Here is a 259-nt window from a genome sequence, read left to right on the forward strand (position 1 = left end):
CGCTGCCGGCACTTGCCGCATTCTCGATCTTCTCAATTGTCGGCCATTGGAATGATCTGTTCTGGCCATTGATTGCGGTACGGGACCAATCCCTGATGCCTCCGCCCCTCGGAATCATGGCTTCCAAGAGCGAAGAGTCCGGCAATGACTACGGCCCGCTGATGGCCGCATCGACCCTTATCGTTCTCCCCCTGGTCGTCGCTTTCCTTGCCGCTCAAAAGTGGTTCGTCGAAGGAATGACTGGCGGAGCCGTCAAGTA

1 pseudogene is annotated in these 259 nt (G+C 57.5%); it reads left to right on the forward strand.

Features of this window, described 5'->3' with window-relative positions:
- Positions 1-259 (forward strand): annotated as a pseudogene (locus AC0L3J_RS38200) (carbohydrate ABC transporter permease); the annotation flags it as partial.

It is taken from the genome of Bradyrhizobium sp. Kon37 (assembly GCF_055807535.1).